This is a genomic window from Streptococcus respiraculi (genome assembly GCF_003595525.1).
Classification (GTDB): Bacteria; Bacillota; Bacilli; order Lactobacillales; family Streptococcaceae; genus Streptococcus; species Streptococcus respiraculi.
The window spans coordinates 575,641-599,849 of sequence record NZ_CP022680.1 but is presented as its reverse complement, the minus strand read 5'-3'; the positions used below and the strand labels follow the sequence as shown (position 1 = coordinate 599,849).

22 protein-coding genes and 1 riboswitch are annotated in these 24,209 nt (G+C 43.3%); of the genes, 5 read left to right on the top strand and 17 right to left on the bottom strand.

The genetic code is table 11. From position 1 onward, the window contains the following. Positions 1-178: 178 nt before the first annotated feature. The 6 genes from CHF41_RS03040 to CHF41_RS03015 form a co-directional block, all read right to left on the bottom strand. Positions 179-550, bottom strand: coding sequence for a GFA family protein (locus CHF41_RS03040; protein ID WP_119875931.1), 372 nt, complete (start codon positions 548-550; stop codon positions 179-181). A 106-nt stretch (positions 551-656) separates the two neighbouring features. Further along, positions 657-1,931 (bottom strand): D-alanyl-lipoteichoic acid biosynthesis protein DltD, encoded by a 1,275-nt coding sequence (gene dltD / locus CHF41_RS03035; protein WP_119875930.1) that lies wholly within the window; start codon positions 1,929-1,931, stop codon positions 657-659. Then, positions 1,924-2,163, bottom strand: a complete 240-nt coding sequence (gene dltC / locus CHF41_RS03030) for a D-alanine--poly(phosphoribitol) ligase subunit DltC (protein WP_119875929.1) — start codon at positions 2,161-2,163, stop codon at positions 1,924-1,926. Before dltC ends, dltD begins: the two co-directional genes overlap by 8 nt. Before the next feature lie 14 nt (positions 2,164-2,177). Beyond that, the gene (gene dltB, locus CHF41_RS03025; RefSeq protein ID WP_119875928.1) at positions 2,178-3,422 is read right to left on the bottom strand and encodes a D-alanyl-lipoteichoic acid biosynthesis protein DltB; all 1,245 of its coding nucleotides are present in this window, start codon (positions 3,420-3,422) and stop codon (positions 2,178-2,180) included. Further along, positions 3,419-4,969, bottom strand: a complete 1,551-nt coding sequence (gene dltA, locus CHF41_RS03020) for a D-alanine--poly(phosphoribitol) ligase subunit DltA (RefSeq protein WP_420852857.1) — start codon at positions 4,967-4,969, stop codon at positions 3,419-3,421. The genes dltB and dltA overlap by 4 nt, the downstream gene beginning before the upstream one ends. A 6-nt stretch (positions 4,970-4,975) precedes the next feature. Continuing rightward, entirely contained in the window at positions 4,976-5,107 is a 132-nt protein-coding gene (locus CHF41_RS03015; protein ID WP_119875927.1) for a teichoic acid D-Ala incorporation-associated protein DltX, read from the bottom strand. Between the two features lie 307 nt (positions 5,108-5,414). Between CHF41_RS03015 and CHF41_RS03010 the strand changes: the two genes are divergently transcribed. Next, entirely contained in the window at positions 5,415-6,371 is a 957-nt protein-coding gene (locus CHF41_RS03010) for a S66 family peptidase (RefSeq protein ID WP_119875926.1), read from the top strand. Between the two features lie 301 nt (positions 6,372-6,672). On the opposite strand, the gene CHF41_RS03005 is transcribed toward CHF41_RS03010, so the two are convergent. Then, positions 6,673-9,141 carry a YhgE/Pip domain-containing protein gene (locus tag CHF41_RS03005; protein ID WP_119875925.1) on the bottom strand — a complete coding sequence of 823 codons (2,469 nt, stop codon included), beginning with the start codon at positions 9,139-9,141 and terminating at the stop codon, positions 6,673-6,675. 126 nt (positions 9,142-9,267) lie between these two features. Between CHF41_RS03005 and CHF41_RS03000 the strand changes: the two genes are divergently transcribed. Next, positions 9,268-9,801, top strand: a complete 534-nt coding sequence (locus tag CHF41_RS03000; protein WP_119875924.1) for a TetR/AcrR family transcriptional regulator — start codon at positions 9,268-9,270, stop codon at positions 9,799-9,801. A gap of 285 nt (positions 9,802-10,086) precedes the next feature. Here the strand turns inward: CHF41_RS03000 and CHF41_RS02995 are convergent, their stop codons facing one another. The 5 genes from CHF41_RS02995 to CHF41_RS02975 all read right to left on the bottom strand — a co-directional run bounded on the left by CHF41_RS02995 (position 10,087) and on the right by CHF41_RS02975 (position 15,053). Next, entirely contained in the window at positions 10,087-10,965 is an 879-nt protein-coding gene (locus CHF41_RS02995; protein WP_119875923.1) for an alpha/beta hydrolase, read from the bottom strand. Between the two features lie 99 nt (positions 10,966-11,064). After that, complete coding sequence (locus tag CHF41_RS02990) at positions 11,065-11,883, bottom strand: Cof-type HAD-IIB family hydrolase (RefSeq protein WP_119875922.1); 819 nt, start codon at positions 11,881-11,883, stop codon at positions 11,065-11,067. After that, a complete protein-coding gene (locus tag CHF41_RS02985; RefSeq protein WP_119875921.1) occupies positions 11,864-12,718 on the bottom strand; it encodes a Cof-type HAD-IIB family hydrolase in 855 nt (284 codons plus the stop codon). The genes CHF41_RS02990 and CHF41_RS02985 overlap by 20 nt, the downstream gene beginning before the upstream one ends. Before the next feature lie 23 nt (positions 12,719-12,741). Then, positions 12,742-14,016: a CapA family protein gene (locus tag CHF41_RS02980; protein ID WP_119875920.1), complete on the bottom strand. Its 1,275-nt coding sequence runs from the start codon at positions 14,014-14,016 to the stop codon at positions 12,742-12,744. 101 nt (positions 14,017-14,117) lie between these two features. Next, entirely contained in the window at positions 14,118-15,053 is a 936-nt protein-coding gene (locus CHF41_RS02975; protein ID WP_119875919.1) for a dihydroorotate oxidase, read from the bottom strand. A 279-nt stretch (positions 15,054-15,332) separates the two neighbouring features. Here CHF41_RS02975 and gdhA point away from each other — a divergent pair, with 279 nt between their 5' ends. Both gdhA and CHF41_RS02965 read left to right on the top strand, forming a co-directional pair. Further along, positions 15,333-16,679: an NADP-specific glutamate dehydrogenase gene (gene gdhA / locus CHF41_RS02970; protein ID WP_119875918.1), complete on the top strand. Its 1,347-nt coding sequence runs from the start codon at positions 15,333-15,335 to the stop codon at positions 16,677-16,679. Positions 16,680-17,053: 374 nt separating this feature from the next. Then, entirely contained in the window at positions 17,054-17,953 is a 900-nt protein-coding gene (locus CHF41_RS02965; protein WP_119875917.1) for a cation transporter, read from the top strand. A gap of 37 nt (positions 17,954-17,990) precedes the next feature. On the opposite strand, the gene CHF41_RS02960 is transcribed toward CHF41_RS02965, so the two are convergent. The 3 genes from CHF41_RS02960 to CHF41_RS02950 all read right to left on the bottom strand — a co-directional run bounded on the left by CHF41_RS02960 (position 17,991) and on the right by CHF41_RS02950 (position 20,819). After that, complete coding sequence (locus tag CHF41_RS02960) at positions 17,991-18,572, bottom strand: hypothetical protein (RefSeq protein ID WP_119875916.1); 582 nt, start codon at positions 18,570-18,572, stop codon at positions 17,991-17,993. A 14-nt stretch (positions 18,573-18,586) separates the two neighbouring features. Beyond that, a complete protein-coding gene (locus CHF41_RS02955) occupies positions 18,587-19,411 on the bottom strand; it encodes a mechanosensitive ion channel family protein (RefSeq protein WP_119875915.1) in 825 nt (274 codons plus the stop codon). 76 nt (positions 19,412-19,487) lie between these two features. Continuing rightward, positions 19,488-20,819 carry an alanine/glycine:cation symporter family protein gene (locus tag CHF41_RS02950; protein ID WP_119875914.1) on the bottom strand — a complete coding sequence of 444 codons (1,332 nt, stop codon included), beginning with the start codon at positions 20,817-20,819 and terminating at the stop codon, positions 19,488-19,490. A 152-nt stretch (positions 20,820-20,971) separates the two neighbouring features. Beyond that, positions 20,972-21,068, bottom strand: a riboswitch (glycine riboswitch). A 343-nt stretch (positions 21,069-21,411) separates the two neighbouring features. Here CHF41_RS02950 and CHF41_RS02945 point away from each other — a divergent pair. Then, complete coding sequence (locus CHF41_RS02945) at positions 21,412-22,197, top strand: L-threonylcarbamoyladenylate synthase (protein WP_119875913.1); 786 nt, start codon at positions 21,412-21,414, stop codon at positions 22,195-22,197. Positions 22,198-22,438: 241 nt separating this feature from the next. Here CHF41_RS02945 and CHF41_RS02940 read toward each other — a convergent pair whose 3' ends face one another. Together CHF41_RS02940 and CHF41_RS02935 are read right to left on the bottom strand one after the other, a co-directional pair. Next, positions 22,439-23,362, bottom strand: a complete 924-nt coding sequence (locus CHF41_RS02940; RefSeq protein ID WP_119875912.1) for a transketolase family protein — start codon at positions 23,360-23,362, stop codon at positions 22,439-22,441. Continuing rightward, positions 23,359-24,207 (bottom strand): transketolase, encoded by an 849-nt coding sequence (locus CHF41_RS02935; RefSeq protein WP_119875911.1) that lies wholly within the window; start codon positions 24,205-24,207, stop codon positions 23,359-23,361. Before CHF41_RS02935 ends, CHF41_RS02940 begins: the two co-directional genes overlap by 4 nt. Between the last annotated feature and the right edge of the window lie 2 nt (positions 24,208-24,209).

The following is a 24,209-nucleotide window of genomic DNA, read 5'->3' as shown; positions in this document are numbered from 1 at the left end:
ACTCGTCAAAAATTAAAGTCTGACGTCGTTAACTCGTCTTACCCAATACTAAGAAATGAAAACGCAACAACTCTATCAATTCATAAAAATACGGAACGAAAACATGATTTTCGTTCCGTATTTTTATGTAGTTTTTTAATCTTTATTGAGTACCAATAGCAAAAGAGAACTCGCTATACTAATCTACTAACCATGGAAAAAACTGCTCATCGTAAATGTGTTTTTTCTCTAGCTGGCTAATATCTTGGTCGCAGCTATCTAGCGTTCCCAACTTCAAGGTTAGCTTATCAGCTATTTCATCCTTTATGTGATAGAGTTGACTATGGCAGTTTTTGCAATAGTAACGTTTTTTCCCTGGCGAAGATTCATAAATCACCAATGATTCCTTGCCAGAGAGCAACTGAAAACTAGTAACTTCCACCATAGAATTTACAGAGAAAGCTGTAGCACTTGCTTTTCTACAAAACGAACAGTGGCAAAATACAATGGGCGATATCAGTTCCTTTGCTTCATAGGTTACCTGTTGGCACAAACACGATCCTGTAATCATCGGGTTTTTCTCCTTCTCTACATCGTTCAACAACAGTCTATCAAAAAGTCAAAGACCGCTTGTCACGGCTTTGACTGATTTTCTTGTATAGGGTTAGCTTATCCGTTTATTTAAGCGAAAATCCCTTCATATCACCGTCATAATTTGCCCATTCTTTGCTGAAAAAGGCTGGGTTGAGGTGGTAGGCAGGTGCTGGTTTGGGATTTGAGACAAAAGGATCAACAACCTTGTCAAATTCAAGCCAGCCCAGCCAACCCATGTGAATGGTGTCCTGCATAAAGTAAGGCTTGCCTCCATCTTTTGAAAAGTCGGCAATATTGGTAAAACCTTGGCTTTCTAGCTGATACTTAATCTTTTCAACAGTCTGTTGGTACATGTCCTCACGTAGACCTGTATAAGCCATCCATTTCTCATTCACCGGTGGAATGACAAAGAGAACATTGGTCTTCGATTTAGCAAATTGGTTGAGCACCAGCTGCAAGTCATTGTATTCAGGTGACTTAATATAGGATAGATTCTTCTGAGCGCCTTTTAGTTCCCGGAGCTTGGCTTTCAAGCGTTTTTTGTAAAACTTATCATCAATCCCTAAATCATTACTCTTGATGTGTTCTCTCGCTTCTTCAATTGCTACTTTTTCCAGTTCTTGGTAAGAAAATTCATTCGGCAAGCGAGACAACTCTGGTAGGACACGTTGGTCGTAATGCCGATTATAACTTGGAATCAAGCTACTGAAGAAAATATCCTGACGCTTATTGATACGTTCCATGAGCCCGATAAACTGCTCTTCTGAAGCCGATAGGACCTCCCCATTTGCCACTTTTCTAATCGTTTCTGCCATCGTGACATTGGGATAGAGCTGTAAGAGGCGATCCGCTGCATGTTGTGCAGCCTCATCTCCTATCTGCTGACTCAAGAAACTAGTCAACTGGTCACTGTTAAAATACTGCTGAAAAGCGCTGGAATCATAGCCTGTCTTGGTAAACCATTGGGGCGAGACAACATAGACAGCCGTCTGATTCTCAAGCTCTGGCAACATCTGTTGCATACCAAAGTATTGGTTAAGAGAAGCTGCTCCGCGTTGCCCTAGCAAGTAAGGACGATAGGAACGGTCGTATTTTTCTGCCAATACAGATGGGTGCATGCTATCAAAGCGTAGCCATTCACTCGAGCCAAAGAAGGGAACAAAACGGTGGTTAGCATCTGTCAGAGCTTGAACTTTCTGCATCCGTCCCTTGAAACTGGCAGCTGTTAGCGTCACTGCAGAGCGTTTTTCTGCCTCAAAATCGTGACGCAACTTAGTCGGGAAAAAAACGAGCAAAATCACTACTAGCAAGACTGCACAAAAGACTGGTCCTAAAATCAGCCATAGGCGCTTAAGCATTTCTCAACTCCGTAATCCCTTCGATGATTTTATTAGCCGTATTCCAGTCGTCACGACCAAATTCAGACACCGGTACGCGGATGTCAAAACGAGACTCGATTTCGACAATCAACTCCACTGTTCCCATACTGTCTAGGACACCAGCATCAAACAAATCTTCATCCATCATGCTTGAGACATCTTCCATAAACAATTCATCAATAATATCAATTACTTCTGCTTTAATATCCATAGGAAAGCTCCTTTTTATTTTTTAAACCATAGGTCGTTTAAAAATCCAGAAAAGATTAAAAACGACAGCATCACAACATGAAAGGTCACCACAATCCCTAAAGCCTGCGTAAAGCGATTGTCAGGCAGGGGCGCAAGGCCTGCTTTTTTACGTTCTTTATTGAGCGTTTTTTTCTTACGAATCCAAGCATCATTGATGACAAGACCTAGACCATGAAAAAGACCGTAGGCGATATAATACCACGTCACACCATGCCAAAAGCCCATGATGATCATGTTCATCAAATAAGCGACACTTGACGTTGTATTACGGTTTTTAAAGACCTTATTTTTCATCAGCACCATGACCAAGCGCATAAAAACAAAGTCACGGAACCAGAAAGACAAGCTCATGTGCCAGCGATTCCAAAATTCCTTAAGGTCACGAGACACGAAAGGCTTATCAAAATTATGCGGACTTTTAATCCCCATGAGGTGGGAAATCGCCACTGCAAACATGGAGTAGCCTGCAAAGTCAAAGAATAAATCAAGACCAAAGGCATACATGACACCCAAGCTTGGTAAGTTAAACCAGCCTCCCTGTGATAGGGCGTATTGCTTGAGCGGTGGTAAGATCATCGAGCCAAAAATGTGGGCCAGAATAAACTTATATAAAAATCCTAGCATAATGTAGCGGACAGCCACTTCCAGCATATCGAGCAACTCATTACAGTCAGGGATTTGGCGATAATCCTCTTCAAACCGACGAAAGCGGTCAATCGGACCACCTGAGAATGTCGGCATAAAGAGTAGGAAACGCAAAAATTGCCCTAAGCTAAATTCTTTTAAGACCCCGTCACGCATCTCAATAATCATGCCGACCGATCGGAAAGTGAGATAGGAAATTCCTAGAAAACCAAAGAGTGATTGATGTCCTGAAATGGCAGGCATAACTTTCACCAGCGCTAGCGGCATAACGGCAAGGAGAACATGGAGATAAAAGACCCATTTATTGTCCTTTTTCGCCCGATACCATTTGTAGCTAAAGACCCACGCAAGCTGCCACATGATATAAAAGAAGAGGGCAACAAGTTGGGCAGGGCTATCACCTGTCAACATAAAGACGATAAAGGCTAGGCTGACCAGACTCTCATACCAAGCAAAACGCTTCTTAAAAAAGAGACCGATAAAGATAGGCAGGACCGCCACAATCAGGTAGACAAAGTACTGGGGTTCTCCATAAGGCTCCAAATGCGGAAGCTGTTTGAGAAGATCCATCATCGGTTGTTTACCTCACTAATCAAGCCCTTGATGTCAATCTTTCCGTTTGGTGTCAACGGCAGACTGTCACGATAGAGGAATTTTGAAGGCATCATGTACGACATCATGATGTCTTCCAAGTCTTCTTTGATAGCCTTAGTAATGTCGATGTCACGTTCAAATTGCTCGCGTACACCCTCTTTTAAGATGACGTAGGCCAGAAGATTTTGCACCTTGTGGTCCTTGTTATAACGTGGAACGGCAACTGCCGACTTGATATACTGCGATTTATTAAGGTTTTGAGAGACATCTTCCAGCTCAATGCGGTAGCCGTTAAACTTGATTTGGAAGTCCATGCGACCACCGTACAGGAGCAGACCATCTTCTGTCATTGACCCCACATCTCCTGTATGATAGGCTGGTAGCCCCTCAAATTCAAAGAAGGCTTCGGCTGTCTTTTCAGGATTGTTCATATAGCCTTTTGATACAGCAGGACCTGAAATGATAATTTCTCCCTGCTCACCAAATGGTAGTTTATTACCAGCCTCATCAATGATAAAGGTTGGCGAATCGTCCTTGGTATAGCCAATCGGCAAACGTTTAAGGGTCGCTAGCATCTCATCTGTCACTGCTACGGCTGAAAGAGCAACCGTTGCCTCAGTCGGTCCATAGGCATTGATAATCCGTGCATTTGGGAAACGGTCGCGGAGTTTTTGAGCCGTTTTCACCGTCAATTCCTCACCGTCAAAGTAGAAATGGGTAATCTGCGGCATTTTTTCTGCATTAAAATCCTCAGACAACATTGCTAAATCCGCAAATGAAGGCGTTGAGGTCCAAATGGCAATCGGCAAGTCTAAAATGGTCGCAAATAATTTCTTGAAATCCTGCGCCATGCTACTTGGTAGAGCAAAAAGTGTCCCTCCTAAAGCCAAGGTTGGCGCCCAATACATGACCGACAAGTCAAAGGAATACGGCGGCTGAGCCAACATCTGCGGTCGGCTCGGAGTCGCAAATTCCGTATCGGTAATCATCCAGTTGGTAAAGCTCAGCAGGTTGTCATGTGAAATTTGCACTCCTTTTGGCTTACCAGTCGTTCCAGAGGTGAAAATAATATAGTAATTGTCATCTCCCTTAACCGAATGCGTGATGTCATAAGCCGTTTTTTGAACGAAAACATTCTTGACTTCAGACAAGGTAAGCTGGGGTGTTGCCACCTCCATTGGAAAATCCGCAATCCCGATAATCAAGCTAGGCTCTGCCACTTCAAGAATCGCAGACACGCGCTCCAAGGCAGAGTGGCTGTCAATCGGAATGTAGGCGTGACCCGACTTGGTCAAGGCAACAAAGGTCGCAAGCATTTCATACTCTTGTCCACCAAAAACCACAACAGGAGATTTTGCAGGCAATCCAAGACTGTCAATTTTGGCTGCTAGGCTATCTGAATCTTCTTTCAAATCACGATAGGTATGGACTTCTCCCAAGATATTGTAGACTGGAAAGTCTGGCTGAGTCGTCGCATACTGCTCAATCGTTTCAATCATATCCTTAATCATCAACTGTGTCACCATTCACCTCTAAAATTCATTATAAATAAAGCCACCTTGTCCTTGTCCCAGATAGGAAAAAAAGTACAACAGGGCCAGAAAAATCACGAAGTACAGTAGGGTCTGTCCTACAAACTTGTAGATGGTTTGATGCTTCTTCATCTCAAATCACTCTTCTATCCAAAAATAGTTACTCTATTTTACCATGTTATATGGAAAATATTCAATATAAAACTATTGCAATTAGCTATTCGATAGATTATGTTGCCACTTGCCGAATTCTACTTGGATATTTTTTAGGTGGTGCGGAGGCAAGCAACTCCTCTTGCAATTTCCAAAATGCTGCTCTTAGCAACGACCTCGCCCTTAGAACCAGTATTCAATAAGTAAAGTAATGCTAATCCCTTAACAACCTTGCTTTTCCTTTTTAAAAGGAGTATAATGGTCAGAAATTAAAGGAGGGTTCTCTATGAAAAAACTGACCAAAAATGCCCACATCCGTGTGATTAGCCCCTCGTCCTCAATTGAGCACCTCGGTGGATTCGAGGCTAATCGCGCGGCCAAAGAACGTTTGGAAGCTCTTGGGTTTCAGCTTTCCTTTTCAAGCCATTACGATGAGCATGATATGCTAGACTCTGCAAGTATCGAAAGCCGCGTAGCTGACTTGCACGAAGCCTTTTTAGATGATAGCGTGGATATGATTTTAGCCACAATTGGCGGCTTTAACTGCAATGAACTGTTGCCTTATCTGGATTATGAGCTGATTAAGGCTCATCCCAAGCCTTTCTGCGGTTATTCTGATACAACTGCCCTACTCAATGCCATCTATGCCAAAACAGGGCTAAAAACCTACATGGGACCTGCCTATTCGAGCTTTAAAATGGAGGCCCTCCAAGACTATCAGACAGAAAGTTGGCTAAAGGCCCTGACTAAGACGTCCTATAGCCTGACCCCAAGTAAGGAATGGGGCAGCAACGCCTGGTATCTGCCTGATGCGGAGATGATTTTCCATAAGACCAAATGGAAAGTTTACAACCACGGACAAGCTACGGCCACTGCTATCGGAGGCAATTTATCAACCTTCTCGCTTCTGCGTGGTACACCCTATGCACCTCAGGATTCTGACTATCTCTTCTTTTTAGAAGAGGCGGAAGAAGATGATTATTTCAACTTTGACCGAGCACTAGCAGCACTTCTTCAAGCCTATCCAGAGCCAAAAGCCGTCCTCATCGGCCGTTTTCCCAAAGAATGCGAAATGACCGAAGAGCTTCTTCTTTATATTCTAGACAAATATCCTGTCTTAAAGACGATTCCAGTGATTTACGATATGGACTTTGCCCACACCCAACCCCTCTTTACAGTCACTATCGGAGCGACTGTTCGCGTTGATACCGAGACTTTGACCGTGCATGTGAAAAAAGACTAAAAGACTATAACAAAAAAATCCCCAAATGACTGGGGATTTTCTTAGAACCTGTATTCATAAGTGAAGTATAGTGGATTGAGAACTGAACACGGACTAAGAGCTACAGATAGAACTGTGTTCATCAAAGCGACTTAACGATGTCCCAACCTTTATCCCATTCACTATAATTTCTAATCGGGCGCTTATTTTACGATAATCTAGACGCTTTTTTGAAGGAATACTGACTGTATTTCGAAAAAAGCAACGATGAGTAGCGAAAAATAAGACCCAAATAGAATTGCTGAGCTGTGAATACAGGTTCTTATTGTTCAGCTTGAACTTGGTTAGGACGAAAAAGCAGTAGTCCTGCCACCATAAATCCAATAAGAAAGAGGCTCAAGACGGCCACTTGATGACCAGTGTGATTGCCCATGGAAATGGTCTGACGAAGACCTGATACCGTATAGGTCATTGGTAGATATGGTTGTACTCTTTTGAAAAAGCTTGGGCTAAGCTCAATCGGATAGGTTCCAGCGCTAGACCCCAATTGCAACAATAAGATGATGAGAGAAACAAAGGAACCCAAATGATTGTTCCAGCCAATCAAGGCTGTCACCAAGGCCATAAATGTCCACGACGCAAGGAGAATCAGACCAAAAGTCGCAAGCGGATGACTTGGCTCAACCCCAATCAAATGCAACACTCCATATAAAATCGCACTGGCTAATGTCGCAATCGTACCATTAATGACAAGTTTATTCACAGCCCACTCTGAACGTGATGTGTACTCTTTTCCGTCAATGCGCTTGGCAAAGATAACATTGGTTGAAAGTGCTACGACCATGAGGGCAACAGACACCATATACGGCGCCATCCCTACTCCATTCGTTGGGGCCTTATCTGTATCTTCGTGAGAAAGGGTAACTGGATGCGATAGGGTATCTGCATTGCTACGCTCAGCAGAGACGAGAGAGAGCTGCTCATGCGCCTTGCTCAAGGAGCTTGCTAGGGTGTCCGTTCCTACTTGGAGTTTACCAACTCCAGCGACTAATTCTTGACTACCATTTTGCAGTTGACCCGCCCCTGCCTGCAATTGACTAGAACCGTCTACTAATCGTTCTGCACCGTTCACAAGAGTTGCAGAATTGCTGTCTAGGGTTGCAAGACCTGTTGCCAATTGATCTGCTCCTGCCATGACTTTAGCATTATTTGCAGCTAATTGGGTCGCACCACTACTTAATTGACCAACTGCATCGGTATAAAGAGACACGCCTTGAACTAAGCGCTCGCTACCGCTTGAAAGCTCAGACTGCAGTTGACCGACTCCTCCTGCTAAGGCTTGACTGCCTGAGGCGAGCTGGGAAAGGGCAGCATTTGCTTGACGAAGCCCGCTAGACAATTCTGTAATCGCCGTAGTAGCCCCTGGCAAGGCTTGATTGGCACCGTCTGCTAATTGTTGGATACCTGTTTGAAGAGCCGTCACTTGCTCTGTCATATCACTGGCATTTCCCACTGCTACAAGACTTGCTTGCATGCCAGCAAGTTCTTGCAAAATCGCCTGCGCCTGTCTGACCCGTTCAGACGGAGTCGCTTGGATTGCTGCTACTAATTCTGCCTGTTGGTTGGTATCCATAGCTTGATAAGCAGCTGTTGCTTGGAGGGCAGCAACACTGGCAGCTTTATCTGCCTGACTAGAGGCAATAATGGCTTGAGCGTGAGCTCCAATCGTCTGTAAACTAGTGGTAATGGTCCCTGTGTCCACACTTGGAAGGCTCAATCCTGATACACGCGTGTTTAAATCGTTGATACCTGCTTGCAAGCTAGAAAGCCCTTGGCTCAGACTGGTCAAGGTTGCTTCCTGCTCATCAGATGAAGCAGTCGCTGCAGCGAGTTGAGATAAACCAGTACTGATACGATTCGCACCGTTGACCAACGCTTGAATCTGGTCTTGACCAGACTGTAATTGATGAACTCCTGCCAGCAAGTCAGCTGATTTGGCATTGAGCTGGCTTGCTCCTCCTGCTAGACTTTCTACACCATTTGTATAAGGAAGTAAGCCGTTTACAAGGCTTGTCCCACCAGTTGCTGCCTGAGCCACACCGTCCGTATATTGCACAAGACCTGACTGAAGCTGACCTGCTCCGTCTGATAAGGTTTGGGTCGATGTCGCAAGCGTTCCTAAACCGTTTGAAAGAGTCTGTCCTCCTATAGCCAGCGCTTGACTTCCTTGGCTGAGTTCTTGCGCCCCGCTTGCGGCTTGATGTAGGCCATCTTGCATTTGTGACATGCTCGAAAATACTGCTCTCGTGTAAGTCTGGGTAATGTTTTCAGACACCGATTCTTGAAGTTTATTCATGGCTGATTCACCCATTTTGGCGGCGACAAAGCTGTGACCTTTTGAAGTCTGATAGTTGATGGTTAATGGCTCGGGCTTATCTGTCAAGAGAGTGGCTGCCTTTTGTGATAGATCAGCTGGTAGAGTGACAATCATATAATAATCACCAGCTTCTAAGCCTTTTTCCGCATCTTCACTTGATACAAAGTGAAAGTCAAGACTCTCCCCTTCTTTCATGGATTTCACCATGTCCTGCCCAATCCGCAAATCCTTGCCCTGAAATGCAGACGGTCGATCGTCATTGACCACCGCAACTGGCAAATCCTTGAGATTGCCATAGGGATCCCACATGGAAGTTAAAAAACTGAGGTTATAGAGGGCTGGAATGCAGGCTACCCCAATCATCACAACCCATAGGCTTGGTTTTTTTAAGACATACTTGATTTGTTCTAACATAATCTTCTCCTTTAGACACACTGTCCAAAATGTGATATAGTATATTATACAAAGCTAGAAAGCAAAATCAAGTTTCAAAAACCGTTTTTAGACACAATGTCCAAAAATGTACACAAAGGAGAAATCATGGGTGGAGATACACGACGCGAAGATACCAAAAAAGCAATCCTCAATGCAATGGTGAACTGTTTGCAGCACCAACCGTTCAACGAGATTACGACTACACATCTTGCCCAGACAGCAGGCATCAGCCGTTCCAGCTTTTACACCCACTATCGAGACAAATACCAGCTGATTGAAGCCTACCAAGAAGCTCTTTTTGTCGAGATTGAAGATATTGTGACCCAGCATAAACGCGACCGCAAGGAGGTTTTCCTTGAAATCTTCATTCTCCTCTCTCGCGAACAGCTCCTATCTGCCCTACTGACCCACAACGGTAGCCAGGAAATCCAAGCTTTTCTGATCAACAAGGTCCGCCTCTTTATCAACAATGACTTGGCAGACCGTAGCATTCTTGAGCCTTTGTCAGAAGTCGAAAAAGACTACCGTAGCATCTACCTTGCTAATGCCTTTTTTGGCATTGTCCAAGCTTGGATCAACAAAGGAAAACTCGAATCCCCAACTGAGATGACTTGTCTTGTCCTAAAATTATTACCATGACTGATAGCACGAAAGTTCCTATACATTTCTGTTCGCTCTACCTAAGAAAAGTATCTCAAAAAAAAACTTTTTCTTCAATCCGAAACAATCCAGTGGATTGTTGTAACCCGTGTCTAAAAATAAGAAAGCGAGTAACTTTTGTGTTTACTCGCTTTTAAACTATAGTGGATTGAGAAAGGAATAGGGCAAGATAGAACTGGCGTGAATTGAGGATTACCCCATAATCTCTATTTCCAACCTTCAACAGTCCACTGGACTCTTGAAGCAAAGCGACTGAACGATGTCCTAACCTTTAGAACCTGTATTCAATTCACTATAATTTCCCCATAAAAATTCAATCAGCAAGGCATCGACTGCAGGATTCTCATGCAGTTGGCTATGCTGGGCTAGTTTGCCTGTCATTTTTTCTTCCCGATAGGATTTGGCACGATCTAAGAGAAGATATTTTAAACTTTTAGAAGAGGCATTGAGCACAGAGCCATCGGACTCATCTTTCACATCTCCATAGATATTTAAGACATCGATTTGCTGATTGGGATATTGCTCACGAAGAGCAAGCAGCTGCTGATAACTGGCACTCATCTCCTCGGGCTGTCCTGTCACTTCATCAACACGATGGCGTTCTGGCAAATCCCGTCCCTCCAAACCATTGACATGATTGGCGATATGAACCTGCTTCTGCACTTGAGGGAGGTCTTTTTCGTGGGCATTGTCCAAAAGATAGAAAAGAATCGACATATTCCCCATGGAATGACCAACCATGTTCATTTTGGTGAATCCATAGGTTGACTGCAACTTGGTCACAACTGCCTTAGCATAACGAGCATCTTGATGATAGTCTGCATTACGGTTGTCTTGATAATTGACCTCCACAATCGGATTGATCGCTCCTTTAGGAATCTTGCCCATCAAGGTAACTGCCCCATATTCATCCACCTCTGCGCGGATAATGGTATTTGTGACCCCAGATTGCTTGGCTGCCTGCGTCATATGTGTCTGCGCATTGGCACTACTACCATAGCCGTGAAAAAAGAGGGTAGGGGTGGTTGATTGGATAAAATGCTTGGTATCAAGCCTTGGACGCAAGACGATAGCCCCTATAAATGCCCCAATTAGCACCACAATGGCAAGAACGACAGCATACTTTGATTTCTTTCTGAACATAATAGATTAGTATAGCACACCTCCATCATTCTGACAATGAAAGGAGATTGCTAGACTGGTCGTTCTATTTTAGGATATTTCCTTGTGGACTGGACTTACCTACTCAGCTCTCAAGACCACTTCTTCAATCACCTGTAAGACTCCTGAAACATCATTAGACGGAGCCTGGAATTTGGCTGCATGGCAGACACTCTTTGGACTACCTGCCATGGCATAAGAATAGTCTGCGTAAACCAACATCTCCAAATCGTTGTCGCTGTCACCAAAGGTCATGATTTCAGACGGCTCTATCTGCCAGCGCTTAGCCAAAAACTCAAGCGCAAGACCTTTATTAACCTCTGGATGCACAATATCGATGAAGTTAAAGCCACTCGATACCGCACGCGCCTTCCCCTTTCCTGTCGCATTGAGCTCCGCCACCAAGGTCTGAATATCCATTTCTGGCACATCCAAGGTCAATATAGTAAAGTCATCGTCTGGCAAGACTCGCAAGTCCTCTATTTCCTGCCATTCGTAATTATGTTTGGTGATCAATTGCTTAAAATCCGCTGGGGCATTCTGAGCAAAGTAGAGTGCTTTCAGCCCGCTTATAGAACAACGATCCAAGAGATTCTTCTGATCCAACAAGGCAAGCAAATCGGCTACCGTTGTTGCGTCAAAATGAGACACTGCAATCCGCTGACCATCTTCCACAATAACCGAGCCGACTTCTGACACAATGGTCATCTGGTCATGAACATCTGGGAAAAAAGACTTGATTTGCTGGTATTGATTGCCTGAGATAGCTGCCACTCGAATACCACGCTCTTGCAGTTGCTGCCAAATACGAGCAAATCGCTTGCGATCATAGTCATTCTGTGAATTTAAAAAGGTCCCGTCCATATCAAAAGCAATTAGCTTAATCTTTGGTTGCTGCATCTTCTTCTCCTGCCATATACTCTTCAATCACTGTAAGAACTCCCTGCTCAACATGCGACGGAGCAAGGTTTTTAGCTACTGCCTTGACACGCTCACCTGCATTGTCCATGGCATAAGAATGCCCTGCATAGGCTAATAGCTCTAAATCATTGTCACTATCGCCAAAAGCAAGAACATCCCCCGCCTCAATCCCTAGCGGTTGCAAGATTTGCTCCAGCCCCCAAGCCTTATGCACTCCCTTTGGTAAAATGCTCACTGAGCCATAACCACTGGTCACCGCAAGTAGCTCTTCACCAAAGACACGGTTGCATTCTGCGACCAATGTATCCACCAATTCCTCTTTGACCCAAAATCCTGCATGGGTAATGGCTACCTCATCAGGCACATCACGCAGGTCCGCAAGACGCACAATCTTATCCCAAAAAGCCTGCAACTGCGCTTCTGTAATCGCTAAGTTTGTCTTTGCAAACGGCTGCGGCGCACGCTCATCGATGTACATATGTTGGTCGCTTGAAATCATCAAACAATAGTCTGCCGCCTTGTCTCTATAATATTCAACCAGTTTTTCAATCAGGCTAGAATCCAGGGTCTTGCGAAACACCGTTTCCCGCTTGTGGTAAAAAAGACCACCATTTTCTGCCAGAAACAGGATTCGATCCTCAAAACCTTCAAAAAGATCCAGCAAGCGTTCCAAACTATTGCCACTTGCTACGATAAAGAGAATCCCCCGCTCTTCCAACTCCAGCAAGATCCGCTCAAACCGCTTGCGATCAAATCCACCACAATCATCTAAAAAGGTTCCATCCATGTCGGTTACGACTGCTTTTATTGCCATTTTTTCATCCTTTAATTCTTCACTCACCAGTTCAAGCCCATAAAGTCCTTCATCTCTTGATAGGCAAGGTCTATCCGCGCCTTGGTTTCCTCATCGAGCAGATGACGATGCTGTCCACCCTCGATAAAGTCTTCAAGGACAAAGGTTTGATAGGTAAACAAATCTGTCCCTTCTTTTGGCACACGACTGACCCAGGTCGGATGCGCTGTAGCAGTCTGAATCCGCGTTTTGCCCTCTTTCTTTTCAATGGTCACATCCATTAAAACTCCACGCTCAGTCCACTGAAAGTTTTGAACTCCTTCCATGGTTTCTATGCGCTGATTGGACAAAAAATTTCCCATTGAATAAACGATGAGTTTTCGTTCTCCGTCTTTTTCGATGATTTCAGTTGGCTCTGCTACATGCGGATGCCCTCCAAAAATAATATCTGCGCCCCATTCCACCATTTGACGATAGAGAGCCACCTGCTCTTCGGTCGGCTCCAGCTGGTATTCAACTCCCATTTGTGGCATGACAATCGTGATATCCGCTTCTGCTTCGGCTCGCTCAATCTCTGACTTCATCCGCTCCAGATTCAAATCAGACAGATAGTTGTCATATTCTTCTTGAGAGAGAGTTGCTTCCATACCATTAAAGCCGTAGGCATAGGCAAGGACCGCTATTTTTATCCCGTTCACTTCCTTGATGTAAATGGGCGCTGTCGCGCGATTGCCATCGCGATAAACTCCGACTGTATCCACACCGACTTGCCTAAACGTATCCACCGTAGAGATAAGACCTGACAAATGAGAGTCAAGAATATGATTGTGGGCCAGATCAACCAAATCATAGCCTGTTTGTTGAATAGCATTGACCACCGAGGCTGGAGCATTAAACATGGGATAGCCCCCCAGAGGATAGTCTGGGGAAATTGTCCCTTCAAAGTCCGCTATCGCAAAATCTGCTTGCTCAATCCAGGGCTTGACATAGGTAAAATTCTCCGTAAAATCATACTGACCGTCAGGTTGCTCGGCACTCCAATAAACAATATCATGGTAAAGCAAGTCCCCGTGCGCCATGATGCGGGCTGTCTGTGCTGTTTGTTCCGGCGTCACAGGCTCTTTTGCTCCTGCTACATCTGTACTAGACGAAGGTTTGGTTGATAGTGATACAGATGAAAAGCGAGACCAAAGAATCGCGCCACCATAGATAAGCCCTGCTAATCCAACCATCACTAGCGGCAATAAAAAGACATAACCACGCCATTTCTTCCGCTGCTTACGTCTGCGTTTGCCAATCCGATCTCGTCTTCTCTTCATGATACATCCCTCCTTCTTTTAGTATACGCTATTCCCCTTGAAAAAGCTAGGTAATTCCTATGAAAAACAGGTGAAAATCCACTGATTTTCACCTGAATTGCCTACTCTATATACTGTAATTTCCCACGGAAATCGTCTAAACTTTCATAGCCTTTTTCTGCCATAATGGCTTTCAATTCTGCTGTGATACGCTCGAAAGCGACAACACCTTCCTTGTGAAGGGTGGTTCCGACCTGCACCATACTAGCCCCACAAAGGATATGCTCAAAAGCATCACGACCTGTCAGAACTCCTCCAGTTCCAATGATTTGGATTTCTGGTTTCAACCGCTGATAGAAAGCGTGGACATTGGCCAGAGCAGTCGGCTTGATATATTCTCCACCGATTCCTCCAAATCCATTTTTAGGACGAATGACAACTGACTCATCTTCAATGTAGAGACCATTTCCAATTGAGTTAACACAGTTGACAAAAGCGAGCGGAAATTGGTTAAAAATCGCTGCTGCCTGATCAAAATGTGCCATATCAAAGTAAGGAGGCAACTTAATCCCAAGAGGTTTGGTAAAGTAGCTAAATACCTCTCTTAAAATAGCCTCTGTCGTTTCAAAATCATAGGCAATTTGTGGTTTGCCTGGCACATTTGGACAGGACAAATTCAACTCGGTTAAGCCCTTAAACTCACTCGATTCCACTTGTTTTAATAGCGTATGAGTTTCTTCCTGAGACAGTCCGACCAAGGAAAGGAAAAAGGTTTGATTCGGTTCTTTTGCCTGCAATTCCAAAAGATAATCCAAATAATAATCCAAACCTTGATTTGGCAATCCCATCGAGTTAATCGATCCAAGCGGAACATCCTGATAACGTGGTTCAGGATTCCCAATACGCGCTTCTAAGGTCGCAGTCTTGGTCACAAAGGTTCCTGCTTGGGACATTCTTACCTCTTCTAACTCTGCAATCGTCATGCAGGCAACCCCCGCGGCATTCATCAAACAGTTTTCAAACGGAAAACCAGCAATCTGTGTCTTGGTTGATGGCATATTGTCCTCCAAAATCTTTCTTTTTTTCATTTTATCACAAAAAACGAGAAAACACCTATCATTCTCACAAAAATTGTCAGAATATTTCATTTTTTACTTTACAATTAGAAGGCTTGGTGCTATAATAGCAAGCGTAAATATTAAATTATCTGAAAATTTAATATTCAGACCTATCCTCTCTAAAAATCAACCTTAACTTACTTTGATATCTCAAAAAGTCGATAAGAAAAGGGTTGATTTTTCCGAGCAATAATCTCATTAGAAAAGGTGGCATTGTTTATGACAACTGCAAAAGCATATATCCAACAATCATTTGAAGCGGTAAAGGCGCGCAACCCCCACGAAACAGAGTTTTTACAAGCCGTTGAAGAATTGTTCAACACACTTGAACCTGTTATCGAAGCACATCCCGAATACATCACTGAAAACATCTTGGCCCGCATTGTTGAGCCTGAACGCATTATCAGCTTCCGTGTGCCGTGGACTGATAAGGACGGAAATGTACAAGTCAATCGTGGTTACCGCGTTCAATTTAACTCAGCAGTTGGACCTTACAAAGGTGGTCTTCGTTTCCATCCAACTGTTAACCAGTCTATCTTGAAATTCCTTGGTTTTGAACAAATCTTTAAAAATGTCTTGACAGGTCTGCCAATCGGTGGTGGTAAAGGTGGATCAGACTTTGATCCTAAAGGTAAGACTGATGCTGAAATCATGCGTTTCTGCCAAAGTTTCATGACAGAATTGCAAAAACATATCGGACCTTCTCTTGATGTACCAGCTGGTGACATTGGTGTCGGTGGTCGTGAAATTGGTTACATGTACGGTCAATACAAACGACTTCGCCAATTTGATGCGGGTGTCTTGACAGGTAAACCAATCGGTTTTGGTGGTAGCTTGATTCGTCCAGAAGCAACTGGTTATGGTCTTGTCTACTTCACTGACAATATGCTACAAGCAAACGGTAAATCCTTCAATGGTCAAACTGTCCTTGTTTCTGGCTCTGGAAATGTAGCACAATTTGCCGTTCAAAAAGCAACTGAACTCGGTGCAACAGTCATTTCTGTTTCTGATTCTAATGGTTATATCATTGATGAAACTGGAATTGACTTTGACCTTCTTTGTGAAATCAAAAATAATCGACGCGCTCGTTTGACTGAATACGCTGCCGAAAAACCAACTGCAACGTATCACGAAGGTTCTGTTTGGACCTACGAAGGAAAAGCAGATATTGCCCTTCCATGTGCTACTCAAAATGAGATTGATGGTGCAGCAGCTGCACGCCTTGTAAAAAATGGTGTCTACTGTGTAGCTGAGGGAGCAAATATGCCTTCGAACTTAGAAGCCATCCACACTTACCAAGAAAACGGTGTCCTTTACGGACTTGCAAAAGCTGCCAATGCTGGTGGTGTTGCCGTATCAGCGCTTGAAATGAGCCAAAACAGCCTTCGCCTTTCATGGACTGCCGAAGAAGTGGACAACCGCTTGAAAGACATCATGGCCAACATCTTCAACACTGCAAAAGAAACTGCTGAAAAATACAACCTCGGCCAAGACTACCTTGCTGGTGCCAACATCGCTGCCTTTGAACAAATCGCAGATACTATGATTGCACAAGGTTTAGTATAAGACTTTTTCAGATAATAACTCCTAGCCCAATTCCTATACCAAATAGGGATTGGGCTTTTTTACTTCAAGATTCACAAAAAATGACATCGGTTTTTTATACCAAAACAACCAACTTATCTACCTTAAACAATATAAATTGCTTACATTGACAAAGTTAGGATAGCGATTATGTCAGATTGGAAATACAGTAGGCAGTAGTGGTATGATTCGGGAGTGAGACTCAAAATGCATAGTAGGTTTAGAAAGGAATAGAGCATTCACTGTATTTGCTAATAAGAAGTGATAATCCAAATACAGACAGGTAGACGGTTTGTGAAAAATGCACATTTTTGGTATAATAGAATGGTAAACTAGTATAAAAGGAGGACTATTCAGTGCAAAAAAGCATCGAACAACGATCATTAACAGTCAATTTCATCATCACGTTTATTGTATCGGTTGCTGGAATTATCGTCTATTTTATTACCGATATACAGGCCCTTTTACTGGATGGATTTTTCTCATTTATCAGCTTTTTATCTGCAATGGTTGGTATTTATATCTCGCGAATTAGCCACAAAAGGACCACGCGCTATCCACATGGTCTTCATTTTTTAGAACCACTCTATGCTATTTTCAAGTCTATTTTAATTTTGTTATTGTTGCTACTGGCTTTTATCAATGCTTCTGAGACTGCCCTTCATTATTTCCTTGCAGGCGAGGGGGAACCGCTTCTTGTCGGGCCAATCTTACCCTATACCCTCTTTGTTGTGACGCTCTGCTTTGCTCTTAGCTTTTATAATCACTACCAAAATCGAAAAATCAATTTCCTAAGTACCATTTTAAAGGCAGAAACCAAGGGGAGCATGATTGACGGATTGCAATCATTAGGAGCAGGTCTCGCTTTTTGCCTTCTCTACTTTATTGATCTCAATGGCACATTCGGCTTCTTACACTATACCGCCGACTTCTTTATCACCAGCATTTCCGTTATCTGCCTCCTACCAGAGCCTGTTAAAATGCTTCACGCTGCTTTTATCGAACTGTCACATGGCCTTGCGACTGACCAAGAAATTACTGAGCCGATTGATGATTTGATTCTACAACATTTCAAACATGTCCTGCCCCATATCAATTACCAGATTATTAAAATAGGCATGGCTCTGACGGTTAAAATTTATGTAGAAGACCATGATCAAGAACTCCTGGCAACCATGCTTTCTCTTCATCCCCAGTTTTTAAAAGAATTACAAACTCTCTATCCAAATGCCAAAGCAGCTATCATTTATATATAATAAAAGGCTCATCTCTGAGCCTTTTATTGCTGTTCTCTCACAGGCTTTCACCCTGTAATGTCATCCAAACATCTTCATCATATCGCAAGCGGTATTGTGTATGAGGAGCGACGCCATAGATTAAAGTAAAGGTTTCCTTTTCTCCAGCAGCTACTTTCTTTTTCAATGGAGTATCATAGGTTCTATTATCGAGTAGGTAGACACCTATCCAACTATCCTGATCATCAGAACCTAGCCCTTCTACTAGTGCTAATTTCTCTTCAAAATACTCTGAATTCTTAGTAGGATTTTCAACTGTTACCTTTACCACTACTGTCTGTGGGTAACTATCGTCTGCCAGTGCGATTTCTGAATCAAGATCTAGTGAATCAACAGTCATCACCAAACCATTGTCCAATTCTACTGGTTGACCTACCGCATGCTCTGTAACTGCTTGATTGTCGAGGTAACTCTCCTCATCTAAATCTGTCCAACCAGCCAAGGAAAGAGTAAAGAGAAAGCTCATTAAAACTGTCATGATTGCGCCAGCAATGGTTGTCCAAAACAAGAGCTGCTTGTACAGCGGTTTTTTCCGATAATAGACATAGCCATTTTCAATAATAAATTCTTTTGGAAACACGTTTTGTCCTTTCTTTACACATAAAGATTAATGCCTTCTGCAAGTAGGGCTTGGTGATAGACCATATAAAAATGCTGATAAATCTGACTTTGCTGCCCACTGATCACAAAAAATTGGACACGAAAAACAAAAGAGCCATTTTCGAGTGTCTGAGGACCAACCATTTTTGCTCCTTTAATTGCAGTTTGGGAAGCTAATTCCTTTTGATTGACACGCTCGATAACCTGCCAAACCTTATCCAAATCAGTCGTCAGACTCAGCGGAACATCTACCTGAACACGCATATCGCCTCGCGATTGATTGCTCACCACCAAAATATTGCGATTTGGGATGAAATGCAGCGTACCATCTCCATCTCGAACCTGAGTTGTCCGTATGCCTACGCTGACAACTGTACCCTTTATTTTAATAGAGCCATTCGTCAAGCCAACCACATCTCCCACATCAAATTGGCGTTCAAGCAGAATAAAGAAACCATTGACCAAGTCAGATAAAAAGCCCTGAGCTCCCATCCCAATAGCAACCCCTGCAATTCCTGCCCCAGCCAATAAACTAGAAACTGGCAGTCCTAGAATCGTCAAGACAGAATATAATAAGAGAAAGTACAAAAGGTAGTTCAAGCCACTCTCCAAAAGACGAGCAATGGTTTTTTGTCGTCCCACCTCCTGCGTTGATACGCGAATAGAAGATAAAATGAGCTTTCTGACAGAAATAGTGACTATTTTCTTAATGATATAAAAAACAAGAACAAGAAGAATGAGCGATAGGAGCTTACTAACCAGCTCCATGACAAGAGTTTCTAGATCAAATTGGGCTAGATATTTTGCAAAAAATGACATTACGCCCTCCTTTCTATCTGTTATTATACCATAGACAAGTCAGCCATTTCTTGATCGAACAACAAACTTTTCTGAGTTATAGTTCCTTAAAATATTTTCTTGTTTCACGAATAATGATTGGCGATAAAGCTAGTAGAGCAATTAAATTCGGCAGAGCCATTAAGCCATTAACAATATCAGCGATAACCCAAATCACTTCCAATTGGAGAAATCCACCCAAAGCGACCATGGCAATAAAGATGATACGATAGAGCAAGATAAACCGTGTCCCAAAGAGAAATTCAAAACAGCGTTCTCCATAGTAACTCCACCCTAAAATGGTTGTAAAGGCAAAGAGAACCAAGCTAAAAGTTAGAGCAAGGGATCCTGGAGTACCAAAAAAGGTTGCAAAAGCTGCCTGTGTCAACGGCGCACCTTCTAATCCTGCTACTGTCCACTGGCTTGTTACCAAAATAGACAAGCCAGTCAAGCTACAGATAATAATGGTATCAATAAAGGTTCCAATCATGGAAATCAAGCCCTGTTCGACTGGCTGATTGGACTTGGCTGCCGCTGCTGCAATTGGAGCTGAACCAAGCCCTGATTCATTTGAAAAAACGCCTCGGGCAATCCCATTTTGGATTGCTGCACGCACGCTAGCTCCTGCAAAACCACCTAGAGCCGCACTTGGTGTAAAGGCACTTTTCACGACTAAGCCAAGGGTAGGTAATAATTGATTGGCGTTCACAGCTAGTAGAGCCACTGTTGCTACAATATATAAGAGAGCCATAAAAGGAACTACCTTAGTTGAGACACTGGAAATAGACTCAATTCCACCAAAAATAATGACTGCTACAATGACTGCCAAAATGATACTCACAATCTGAGGAGAAAAGGCAAAGCTATTTTCCAAGGAAGAAGTAATCGAATTGACCTGTGCAAAGGTGCCAATCCCAAGAAAAGCCACTAGAACGCCTGAAATCGCAAAGAAGACAGCCAAAGGCTTCCATTTTTTCCCCATACCAAGTGTGATGTAGTGCATGGGACCTCCGGCTACCTGACCGTTGGCATCTTTTGTCCGATATTTAATTGCCAAAAAGCCTTCTGCATACTTGGTTGCCATTCCAAAAAAGGCTGCAACCCACATCCAAAAGAGAGCTCCTGGACCACCCGTCTTAATGGCAGTTGCTACTCCGACAATGTTTCCTGTTCCGACCGTTGCTGCAAGAGCCGTACAAAGGGCTGCAAAACTAGACACATCTCCCTGACCACTCCGATCATCTGCTACGATAAGTCCAAAAGCTCGCGGCAGTTTTCTGACCTGAAAAAGTCCTAACCGAAAGGTAAAATAAGCTCCTGTTCCCACCAACAACATCAGTAAAGGGGCTCCCCAGACCAAACTATTGACACGCTGTAAGATTTCTACCATCCTATCTCCTCCATATTCTAATCTATGACAAACAAAAGAGTCTGACCACAACTGTCAAACTCTGTTTCAACCATAATGAGAATGATGCTGCGATTTTTTGTATCATCAGCAGTCATTTTACCAACTAGCCTAGGGGAAAGTTCTCTTCCGCGTTCCTATGCTCTGTCCTTTTGCCTGAGAGTTTGAGTGACGTGCTAACACATCACCTTGCCCCTTCGGCGCCATTACGGTCTCTCCAGAGTTCCGTCTTTCTCACAGTTGGAGTCAAATCCTCCTATGAGACGTCAACCGGTATTTGTTTTGTATCATCCATCTGATTTATTCTTTCCTACAGAAAGGAACCAAACAGGCGATTGAGTTACTTACTAGTATAACGAAAAAATGCAAAAAGGCAAGAATATTTTTTTGAAATTTTCATGAATTGAATTTTTAGATGACTTTCCTCATTACTTTACTACTTGTATACCAAAGTCTATCATTCTGTTCAAGCAATACCGATTTCTCATTTTTTGATCTTGAAAACAGGCTTGATTTTCACAAAAATTCTGATATAATTGAATTATCTGAAAATTTAGACAAGGAGATTGAACGTATGACGAAACAAATCCATTGGGACGGACAATTGTCACAAGAAGGACTTGACATTATCAAAGGAGAGGGTGGCGTGATTGTCTGCCCTACCAAGGTTGGCTATATTATCATGACCGCTGATAAGGCTGGTTTGGAACGAAAATTTGACGCTAAAGAACGCAAACGCAATAAGCCTGGGGTCGTCCTATGTGGCAGTATGGAAGAACTCCGTGAATTAGCGCAAATGACTCCCGAGATTGAAGCCTTCTACCAAAAGCATTGGGACGAAGATATTTTGCTCGGCTGCATTCTTCCTTGGCGTGAAGAGGCCTATGCAAAACTCAAATCCTACGGCGATGGTCGTGAAGAATTGATGACAGATAGTCGTGGGACTTCCTGCTTTGTCATTAAATTTGGTGTTGCCGGAGAGCAAATTGCCAAAGCAATGTGGGAAAAAGAAGGTCGTATGGTCTACGCTTCTTCTGCGAACCCTTCTGGTAAAGGAAACCGTGGGAAGGTCGAAGGAATTGGTGAGCGTATCGAAACAAAAGTCGATCTTGTCATCGAAGCAGATGATTATGTAGCCTCTATCCAGCCTGACAAGACCATTGAAACCCGTTATGAGCAAGGGGTCATGGTCTCTATGGTAGACGCTGATGGCAAACTCATCCCAGAGCAAGGAAAGGACAGCCGTTCGATTTCTCCATGCCCTGTCGTCATTCGTAAAGGTCTTGATATTGATAAAATCATGATGCACCTGTCTGACCACTTCAACTCATGGGACTACCGCCAAGGAGAGTATTACTAAGTTTTTTCATATAAAACAAGCTTGGGATAAAAAGAGTTTCACGTTAGAAATCTATCATTTCATATCGTCTCTTCTACTAAAATGTATACAAAAAACGAACAAAGAGAGTTTTAAGATGTTAACTCTTCCTTTGTTCGCTTTTTACTTTTCTAATCAGACTTTTTATACGTAATCTTTCAGATTACATGCTTTTGTGGGCGAGCGCTCCGCGCTCATCCTGGTTTATCCCAAGCTCTTTTGTCTAAGCTAGTGCTGACTTGACCTGAGCTACGATGTGCTCTGCAGTCAGACCATAGACATCCATGAGGTAGGCTTGTTGACCAACTTGACCAAAGGATTCATCGACACCGACGCGGTAAACTGGAGTATTTGGACTGGTACTTGCTAATTCACAAACAGCACTACCAAGACCACCCACACGATTGTGGTTTTCTGCAGTAATCACTGGCTTTCCTGCAAGCAGCCCCAGAACCTCTTCATGGATTGGCTTCATTCGAAAGAGGTCAATGACTTGCACCGCAATGCCTTCTTCTGCCAAGCAATCTGCTGCTTTCAAAGCCTGCTCCACCATGATTCCACTTGCGACAATTGTCGCAGCTACTCCTTCGCGCAAGACACAATAGCCCTTGCTAAAGTCTTCGCCACCTTGATAAATAGCTGTTGGAGCTTTACGAATGGTTCGAATATACTTCATACCATCTGTTTCCAAGGTCTCATCCAAGACTGCTCGAAACTGTATATCATCACTGACTTCATAAATCCGTGCTTTTGGAATCAAGCGCATCAAGCCAAGATCTTCAAATGGCATGTGTGTGCCACCATTCATTTCAGCTGATACACCCGCATCTGAACCAATCACTGTCGCATTTAATTGAGCATAGCCTAGTGATAAGAATACTTGGTCAAAGACACGGCGGCTGGCAAATGGACCAAATGTATGCAAATAAGGTTTGTAGCCTAAAATAGACATCCCTGCTGCTACCCCAACCATTTCTTGCTCCATAATTCCAACGTTGACATAACGTCCACCAAGGATAGACGGCAATTTACTTGTCGACATTGAGCTTGATAAATCGGCTTCTAAGGCTGCAATTTCTTGATTAACCTTACCGACTTCAGCGAGGAAGTCGCTATATACCAAACGCATTTCTGTTGTTTGTCTCATTCTGTGACCTCCAATTCACTTGCTAACGCCTGTGCAGCAGCTTCTAAATCATCCACCAATTGACCAGATAGTCGTAAATGGTGGTTACTTGCCATCGTTTCAAGGAAATCAATTCCTTGTCCCTTGACAGTATCAAGTACAATACATTTTGGATGAGAAGAACGACTGTCTTTCATCACTTGAATCGCATCAAGAATCGCTTCGATACTAGAACCATCTACCCGAACGGCTTCCCAACCAAAGGAGGCAAATTTTTCTACAAAATCAAAGGTTTGGCAAATTTCTGCAGTAGGACCATCTAATTGTTTCTTATTATCATCTACAAAAAGAATCAAGTGAGATAACTCTTGGTGTGCTGCGAATTGAGCAGCTTCCCAACACTGACCTTCATTCAATTCTCCATCTCCTACTAAGGCATAGGTATAGTGAGGCGAATTCGTAATTTGTTTACCGTAGGCAATTCCTGTCGCAACACTCATTCCTTGACCAAGAGAACCTGTTGTCATATCCACCCCAGGTGTCAAGTTCCGATCAGGATGAGACGGCAAACGTGTTCCGTTGCGATTCAACGACCAGAGAAAATCATGGTCAAAGAAACCTTTCAAGTACAAGGTACTATACAAGGCTGGTCCTGCATGCCCTTTTGAAAGGACAAAGTGATCACGCTCCTTAGAAGCGAAATTCTGGATAGTTACATCCAGAACCTCACCATATAGAGCGGCTAAAACTTCAACAATTGACAAACTTCCACCATAGTGACCAAATCCAAGTTGATTCAAGGTTGTCAAGGTATGGTATCTAATTTCTTTTGCAAAGTGTGTCAACTCTTCTAGCCTATTTGTCATAT